The sequence below is a fragment of the Halorhodospira neutriphila genome, assembly GCF_016584055.1.
Taxonomy (GTDB): domain Bacteria; phylum Pseudomonadota; class Gammaproteobacteria; order Nitrococcales; family Halorhodospiraceae; genus Halorhodospira; species Halorhodospira neutriphila.
Genome location: NZ_NRSH01000011.1, coordinates 19,790 through 27,984, shown reverse-complemented (window position 1 = coordinate 27,984; position 8,195 = coordinate 19,790). Strand labels below are relative to the sequence as shown.

The window sequence follows — 8,195 nt, the reverse complement described above, 5'->3', positions numbered from 1 at the left end:
AGGTCGCCGCGGCCCATCTCCGCCAGGGCCTTGCGCAGCAGCGGCCAGTTCTCCGGGTCGTGGTAGCGCAGGAAGGCCTTGTGCAGCCGGCGCTTGCGCAGCCCCCGGGCCGTCGGCACCGGCTCGGCGCCCGCCCGGCGCACCGGCCTCAGGGGGTTCAGGCCGGTGTGGTACATGGCCGTGGCCAGGGCCATGGGGGTGGGCAGGAAGGCCTGGACCTGGTTCGGCCGGAAGCCGCGGCGCTTGAGCCACTGCGCCAGGGCCACCATGTCCTCGTCGGTGGTGCCGGGGTGGGCGGCGATGAAGTAGGGGATCAGGTACTGCTCCTTGCCCGCCTGGCGCGTGTAGGTCTCGAAGAGCTCCTGGAAGCGGTCGTAGGTCTCGATGCCCGGCTTCAGCATCTTCGCCAGGGGGCCGGGCTCGGTGTGCTCCGGGGCGATCTTGAGGTAGCCGCCGACGTGGTGGCTGACCAGCTCGCGGATGTAGGCCTTGGAGCGGATCGCCAGGTCGTAGCGCACGCCCGAGGCCACGAGGGCCTTCTTGACGCCGGGCTGCTGGCGGACCTGGCGGTAGAGCCGGATCAGGGGGCCGTGGTCGGTGACGAGGTTGCGGCAGATGCGCGGGTAGACGCAGGACATGCGCCGGCAGCGGGCCTCCGTGGCCTTGTCGCGGCAGCCCATGCGGTACATGTTGGCGCTCGGGCCGCCGAGATCCGAGATGATCCCCGTGAACCCCGCCGTGCGCTCCTGGATCTGCTCGATCTCCCGCTGGATGGAGGCCTCGGAGCGGGACTGGATCACCCGCCCCTCGTGCTCGGTGATGGAGCAGAAGGTGCAGCCGCCGAAGCAGCCGCGGACGATGTTCACCGAGAAGCGGATCATCTCCCAGGCCGGGATGCGCCGGCCCTCGTAGGCCGGGTGGGGCGAGCGGGCGTAGGGCAGCTCGTAGACGGCGTCGAGCTCCTCGGTGCTCAGCGGGGTGGGCGGCGGGTTGACCCAGACGTCCTGGTCGCCGTGGGCCTGGACCAGGGCGCGGGCGTTGCCCGGGTTGGTCTCCAGGCGGATCTGCCGGGCCGCGTGGGCGTGCTCGGTGGCGTCGCTGCGCACCTGCTCCCAGGCGGGCAGGCGCACGGCCTCGGCCTCCGGCGCCTCCGCCGCCGGGCGCGGGCGGACGAAGGCCGTGCCGCGCAGGTCGCGGATCCGCTCGACGGGCTCGCCGGCGGCGATCCGGTGGGCGGCGTCCACCAGGGCGCGCTCGGCGTTGCCGTAGAGCAGCAGGTCCGCCTTGGCGTCGAGCAGGATCGAGCGGCGCACCTTGTCGGACCAGTAGTCGTAGTGGGCCAGCCGGCGCAGGCTCGCCTCGATGCCGCCGAGGAGGATGGGGACGTCGCGGTACGCCTCGCGCGCCCGCTGGCTGTAGACGATCGCCGCCCGGTCGGGGCGCCGGCCGCCCTCGTCGTCGGGGCTGTAGGCGTCGTTGCTGCGCCGGCGCCCGTCGGCGGTGTAGCGGTTGACCATGGAGTCCATGTTGCCGGCGGTGACGCCGAAGAAGAGGTTCGGCCGGCCCAGTGCCTGGAAGTCCGCCGCCGAGCGCCAGTCGGGCTGGGCGATGATCCCCACCCGGAAGCCCTGGGCCTCCAGCAGCCGGCCGATGATCGCCGCCCCGAAGCTCGGGTGATCCACGTAGGCGTCGCCGGTGACCAGGATGACGTCGCAGCTGTCCCAGCCGAGCTCGCCCATCTCCCGCGGCGACATGGGCAGGAAGGGGGCGACGCCGAAGCAGGCGGCCCAGTAGGGCCGGTAGGAGAACAGCGGCGGGGTCTCCTTGAGCCCGCTCACGACGCCGCCAGCCGGTAGAAGGTGCCGCGCTCCTGTTCGGCGCGGGTGACCCGCCCCTCGGCCTCGAGGGCCGCGAGGCGCTCGCGGATGCGCTCCGGCGGCTCGCCGAGGCTCTGGCTGAGGTCCTCGGCGGTGCACGGGCGCCGGGCGAGGGTCTTGACGATGGCCTCCGCCGTGTCGCGCCGGTGCCCCGGGGCCGGCTCGGCCGCCGGGGCAGCGCCGATGGGCTCGACGCCCGCCAGCCCCCACTCGTCGGCGATGGCCTCGAGGCGCTCCCGGCTCGCCGGCTGCAGGCCGGTGTCCGTCCCCGGCCGGTCGAGGGTGTTGAGCTGGATGCGGTCGGGGCCGATCCGGGCGAGCGCCTCGCGGAGCAGGCGAAGGTCCTCGGGGTTGTCGTTGTAGCCGGGCAGGATCATGACCTCGAGCCAGACCGTGCCCGGGTACTCGGCGCGGAACGCCTCCAGCCCCTGGAGGTAGGCGTCGAGGTCGATGCGCCGCTGCGGGCGGTCGAGCCGGCGGAAGGTGCGCTCGGAGGCGGCGTCGAGGGAGGGGATGACCAGGTCGGCCGTGCGCAGCTCCCGGCGCACCTGGGGGTCGCTGAGCAGGCTGGCGTTGGTCAGCACGGCCGTGGCGAGGTCGGGGTAGTGCGCCTGGAGCCACTCGAGCACCTCGCCGAGGCGCGCGTTGAGGGTGGGCTCGCCGGCGCCCGAGAAGGTGACGAAGTCCGGCCGCGGCCCCTCGGCGAGGTAGCCGCGCAGCTCCGCCAGGACCGCGTCGACGGGGACGTACTCGGCGCGCTCGGTGGTCAGCCGCGTCGTGCGCCCGCACTCGCAGTAGACGCAGTTGAAGGTGCAGACCTTGTGGGGGACGAGGTCGACCCCCAGCGACATGCCGAGCCGCCGGGAGGGGACCGGGCCGAAGAGGTACTGGTACATCGGGTGCTCCGCTTGCTCCTTTGCCGCTAGCCGCCGTTCAGATGGCGGACCGGGCATCCTGGAAGCTCTCCAGGTACTTGTCGATCTCCTGCCGGGCCTCGGCGCCGTCGAGCGACAGGTCGAGGTGCGCCTTCTCGGCCAGCGAGGAGACCAGCTGGATGGTGCCGCCGGCCTCGGCCCAGTGGCGCAGGTGCGCCTCCTCCACGCGGATCACCGTGTCCTCCAGGTAGATGCAGCCGAACTCGCTGCAGCGCGGGCTGGAGTCGACGGTCTCGACGTCGAGGTGGACGAGCGCGCCGTCGACGACGGCGGTCGCCTCGTCCCAGCGCCGCCGCTGCGGCGCGCCGGTGCGGAGGTAGATCTGGTGGAAGGCGACGCGGGTGTCCTTGCCCACGGTGCCGCGCAGGTGCCACTCCGGGCCGTGGATGCCCAGCCCGAGCTCGGAGTGGTCCTGGTACGCCGCGGTGTCGACGCGGACCTGCCGCTCCCGCTCGTCCTTGAGCCCGGAGACGCTCACCCCCGGGCTCGCGCAGCCGGCGGCGAGCAGGGGGAGGAGGAGCACGGCGAGGCACAGGGTTAGCGAGCGCATGTCGGTACCCACCATCGGTTGCCAGTGAGGGGAGCGGGAGGGGGTCCATCGCCCGGTGCTGCGGCCTCCTGCCGCGGTGGCCGAGGCCCTGGCCGAGAAGCCTACGCCGGGGCGGGCGCCGCGTCCAATCGCCGCCCGGCGGCTAGCGGCTGAGCATCAGCGCCACCCCCAGGGGGTAGAGGAGCGCGATGGCCAGGCTCTCGGCGCCGATCTGCGCGAAGCCGTGGCGCTCGCGCCGGATCAGCCCCATCATCAGGATCCCGGACATCAGCAGCGTCAGGGCGACCCAGAACTGCGGGCCTGCGGGGACGGCGTGGTAGAGCGAGCCGTCCCGGAAGGCGACGTCCGAGGCGGCGGTGAAGAGGGTATCGAAGGCGTTGCCGCCGATGATCCCGCCGACGGCGAGGGTCAGCGCCCCGCGCCGGACCGCGGCGACGGCGGTGACCAGCTCCGGGATCGAGGTGCTCACGGCGGTCAGCATCACGCCGACCACCGTCTGCCCCAGCCCGGTCTCGGCGGCGATGACGGTCGCCGCCGGCTCCAGCAGCCAGCCGGCGAGGCCGAGCACCACCATCAGCAGCGCGAACTCGCCCCACAGGCGGGACAGGGAGGCGCGGAAGCTCGCCCCGTCGGGCCGGTCCTCCCGGGTCTCGCGGGTGATCCGCGGCCGCCACATGGGCGCCTTGGTGGCGCCGCGGACCAGGCGCAGGCCGTAGAGGTAGAGCCCGAGGAGCAGCGGGGTGACCGGGTGGACCCCGCCGAGGGTGATCGCCGGCAGGCTCGGGGCGATGAGGATCAGCGCCAGCAGGGAGATCAGCAGCGCGTTCTGCATCATGTTCGGCGCCGAGGCGGCGGCGTGCTCCAGGTTGGCGCGCCGGTAGAGCATGTCCGCCACCGCCAGGAAGAACGTCTGCACCGCGATGCCGCCCAGGGCGTTGCTGAAGGCCAGCTCCGGGTGGCCGCGCCAGGCCGCCGTGACGGAGAGCACCGAGCCGCCCAGCGAGGTGGCGGCCCCCAGCAGCACCGCCCCCGCCGTGGCCTCGCCGATCCCCGTCCGGTCGGCGAGCTGGTCCACCGCCGCGGTGATCCGCGTCCCGCCGAGGGCGATGGCGAGGGCGCAGAGGGCGAAGACGGCGCTCGCCTGCAGGAGGCTCCAGCTGTCGGCGGTGATGGGCAGCACAGCGCGCGATTGCGTCCATCGGCGGAGGCGACAGCCCGGCAGAGTAGGGCCCGCAGCGGCCCCCGTCCAGCGTCGATAGACGCCCCCCGGCGGGGGTGATAAGTTCCGCTGATGCGCTATACTCTGCTATGGATCGTTGTGATCGGCGGGCTCCTCGGCGGCGGGGAGCTCGGCGCCGAGGCGCGCGATCCCCTCCTGCCGCGCTACCCCTCCATCAGCCCCGACGGCTCGCAGCTGGTCTTCTCCGGCGGCGGCGACCTCTGGCGGGTCAGCGCCGAGGGCGGCAACGCCACGCGGCTGACCGGCCACCGGCTCGACGACCTCTACTCGAGCTGGTCGCCGGACGGGCGCTGGATCCTCTTCTCCTCGCTGCGCGACGGCTACCTGAACCTCTGGCGCATGCGCCGCGACGGCACGCAGCTGCGCCAGGTCACCTACAGCGACCGCTACGTCCGCCACCCGGACTACACCGAGGACGCCGACGGCGAGCCGGTGGTCACCTTCTCGAGCTACCGGGAGGGCGATGTCGCGCGCGCCCAGCGCCCCTACCGCGTCTCGCCGCGGGGCGGCGAGACGCGGCGCCTGCACGACGCCTTCGGCGCCGAGCCGCGGCTCTCGCCGGACGGGCGCTACGTCGCCTTCACCCGCGGCGGGGCCTACCACGGCTGGAACCGCCGCCACTACCGCGGCCCCGGCGCCATGGACGTCTGGCTCTACGACCGGGATCGCGAGGACTTCGAGCGGCTCACCCGCTGGGAAGGCGACGACGGGCGCGCCGAGTGGGCCGGTGAGCGGACCCTGCTCTTCCTCTCCGACCGGGAGCTGGACACCGTCAATCTCTACCACCTCGACCTGGCGGCCGATAACCCCCGCCCGCAGCGGCTGACCGCCTTCGAGGGGCGCGACGTGCTCCACTTCGACGTCGCCCGGGACGGCAGCCGGGCGGTGCTCCAGGCCTGGGGCAGCCTCTATACCCTCGAGCTCGACGAGCCGGGCGCCGAGGCGCAGCGCGTGCCCCTGCGCGCCGGGGGCGGCGGGCGGAACCGCTACCGCCTGCAGCGGGTCGATCGCGAGGTCACCGAGGCGGCCCTGAGCCCCGGCGGCGAGGTCATGGCGACGATCGCCTACGGGCGGGTCTACGTCCGCCACATGGCCGAGCACAGCCCCACCCGCGCGGTCACGCCGCCGAGCGCCACGGTGCGGCACCGGGACCTGAGCTGGTCGCCGGACGGGCTGCGGCTCTACTTCACCAGCGACGTGGACGGCACGGCCTCGATCTACCAGGCGCGGGTGGCGCTGACGCGCCGGGAGATCAACGGCCGGGGTGGGCGGCTGAGCGTGGAGCGCGCCCGGGCCCTGGCGCCGCCCGGCGGGCAGGCCGCCTGGGCGCAGGGCACGGAGCCGGGCAGCGGGGCGGCCGCCCAGCCGGTCGCCGCCGCGGCCTCCGCCTCGCCCTGGCAACGGGTCGTCCCGGCGGTGGCCCAAGGGGCGTCACCGGGCGGGGACGCCTCGGGCGAGGGAGGCGCCTCACCGGACGCCGCGACCGCCGATACCGCCGGCTCGGCGGAGGGCTCGCCGGCGTGGGCCGACCCGAAGCGCTGGCGCAGCGCCGTGCGCTTTACCGTGGAGCCGCTGGTGCAGACGCCGCACAACGACCGCCAGGCGCGGCCCTCGCCGGACGGCCGGCGGATCGCCTTCCGCCGCGGGCGCGGCGACCTGGTCGTGCGCCGCCTCGGCGACGGGCGCGAGCGCACCCTGGTGGAGGGGTGGGATCGCACCATCGAGTGGCGCTGGTCGCCGGACGGGCGCTACATCGCCTACGCCCAGAAGGACCTCGACTTCAGCACGAACATCTTCGTCGTCCCCGCCGACGGCTCCCGGGAGCCGGTGAACATCACCCGCCACCCGCGCAACGACCGCAATCCGCGCTGGTCGGCGGACGGGCGCATCCTCACCTTCCGCTCCAACCGCGGCGGCGAGAGCTACGACCTCTACCGTGTCCACCTCGACGCGGCGCTGGAGCGCTACACCCGCCGCGACCTGGACCGCTACTACCGCCGCGCCAAGGAGGCCGCCGCCGAGCGCGAGCCGCTGCCCGTCACCCTGCCGGGGCGCGATGGCCCCGAGGGCCCGGCAGAGCGGGGGGACGGCGCCGAGGCGCCCACCCTCGAGCTGGACAGCGCCTGGCGCCGGGTGGAGCGGGTGACGCGCTCGCCCGTCGACGAGTACGCCAACGCCATGACCCCCGCCGGCGATCGCTACATCTTCAACGTCAGCGGCGAGGGGCTCATGGCGATGCGCTGGGACGGCGCCGAGCGCGAGCGCCTCGGCCCCGAGGCCGAGGTCCAGCACCTGAGCCTCACCGGCGAGCGGGTGGTCTACGTCGCCGATGGGCGCCCCGGCGTCGTCGACCTCGCCGACGGCGACCACCGGCGCCCGGCGATCAACGACCGCATCCGCATCGACCGGCGCGCGGAGTTCCTGCAGAAGTTCCGCGAGGCGGCCCGGGCCATCGAGGAGGGCTTCTACCGGCCCGACCTCAAGGGGCTCGACTGGGACGCCCTGGTCGAGCGCTACGAGGGGCTGATCCGCCGGGTGCGGACCACCAGCGAGTTCACCCACGTCACCAATCGGCTCATGGGCGAGCTCGCCGCCTCCCACACCGGCGTCTCCGACCGCGGCCCCGCCTCGGGGCTGCGCGAGCCCTCGGGCCGGCTCGGCATCCGCCACGAGCGGGTGCGCCTCGACGACGGGCGGCCCGGCTACCGGGTCACCGAGCTCGTCCCCCGCGGCCCGGCCGAGCGCGGCCCGGCGCCGCTGCGCGTCGGCGATGTCATCACCGCCGTCGAGGGGCGCGGCCTCGCCCCCCGGGAGACGCTCATGCGCCGGCTGCGCGGCCGGGTGGGCGAGGAGCTGCTGATCACCTTCCGGCGGCCGGGGGCGCACGGCGGCGACGCCTACCACACCCTGATCACGCCGGTGGGCTTCAGTGAGCTGGCGCAGCTGCGCTACGACGCCTTCCGCCGGGAGCGCCGCCAAAAGGTCGAGGCGCTCTCCGACGGCCGGCTCGGCTACATCCACATCAAGGCCATGAACGAGGCCTCCCTCGAGGCCTTCCAGGGCCACCTCTACGCCGCCGCCGAGGGCAAGGAGGGGCTGATCATCGACGTGCGCAACAACGGCGGCGGCCACACCACGGACCGCGTCCTGACCTCGATCCTCGCCGCCGAGCACGCCTACACCCTCCCGGCCGGCGCCGACCCCGAGGCCGTGGGCCACTACCCGCAGGGGCGGCTCCACGCCCCACGCTACACCCAGCCGATCAACATGGTGGCCAACGCCGAGAGCTACTCCAACGCCGAGATCCTCGCCCACGCCTTCAAGACCCTCGAGCGGGGCCGGCTCGTCGGCGAGCAGACCTACGGCGGCGTCATCTCCGCCGCCCGCCACACCCTCATCGACGGCGCCACGGTGCGCCTGCCCTTCCGCGGCTGGTACCTGCCCGACGGCACGGACATGGAGCAGCACGGCGCGGTCCCCGACCTGCGCGTGCGGCAGAGGCCGGCGGACGAGGCGGCCGGGCGCGATCCGCAGCTGCGCGCGGCCGTCGAGGACCTGCTCGCCCGCCTCGGGCCGCCGGGGCCGGGGTAGGG

At 74.4% G+C, this 8,195-nt stretch carries 5 protein-coding genes; 1 reads left to right on the top strand and 4 read right to left on the bottom strand.

Annotated features, from left to right (window positions below; all coding sequences use genetic code 11):
- From CKO13_RS02165 to CKO13_RS02150, 4 genes are all read right to left on the bottom strand, one after another.
- Positions 1-1,838 (bottom strand): YgiQ family radical SAM protein (locus CKO13_RS02165; protein ID WP_200256352.1); only part of this gene is annotated, 1,838 nt, incomplete at its 3' end.
- Positions 1,835-2,773: a radical SAM protein gene (locus CKO13_RS02160; RefSeq protein WP_200256351.1), complete on the bottom strand. Its 939-nt coding sequence runs from the start codon at positions 2,771-2,773 to the stop codon at positions 1,835-1,837. The genes CKO13_RS02160 and CKO13_RS02165, both read right to left, overlap by 4 nt.
- A 37-nt stretch (positions 2,774-2,810) precedes the next feature.
- Positions 2,811-3,362, bottom strand: coding sequence for a hypothetical protein (locus CKO13_RS02155; protein ID WP_200256345.1), 552 nt, complete (start codon positions 3,360-3,362; stop codon positions 2,811-2,813).
- 142 nt (positions 3,363-3,504) lie between these two features.
- Complete coding sequence (locus tag CKO13_RS02150) at positions 3,505-4,542, bottom strand: sodium:calcium antiporter (RefSeq protein WP_338034560.1); 1,038 nt, start codon at positions 4,540-4,542, stop codon at positions 3,505-3,507.
- Positions 4,543-4,680: 138 nt separating this feature from the next.
- On the opposite strand from CKO13_RS02150, the gene CKO13_RS02145 reads away from it, so the two are divergent.
- Positions 4,681-8,193 carry a S41 family peptidase gene (locus CKO13_RS02145; RefSeq protein ID WP_338034559.1) on the top strand — a complete coding sequence of 1,171 codons (3,513 nt, stop codon included), beginning with the start codon at positions 4,681-4,683 and terminating at the stop codon, positions 8,191-8,193.
- The last annotated feature ends 2 nt before the right edge of the window (positions 8,194-8,195 follow it).

What these genes read in the sequence shown, in the direction of transcription:
- CKO13_RS02160 (WP_200256351.1), bottom strand. Translation starts at nt 2,773, where the DNA reads ATGTACCAGTACCTCTTCGGCCCGGTCCCCTCCCGGCGGCTCGGCATG.
- CKO13_RS02155 (WP_200256345.1), bottom strand. Translation starts at nt 3,362, where the DNA reads ATGCGCTCGCTAACCCTGTGCCTCGCCGTGCTCCTCCTCCCCCTGCTC.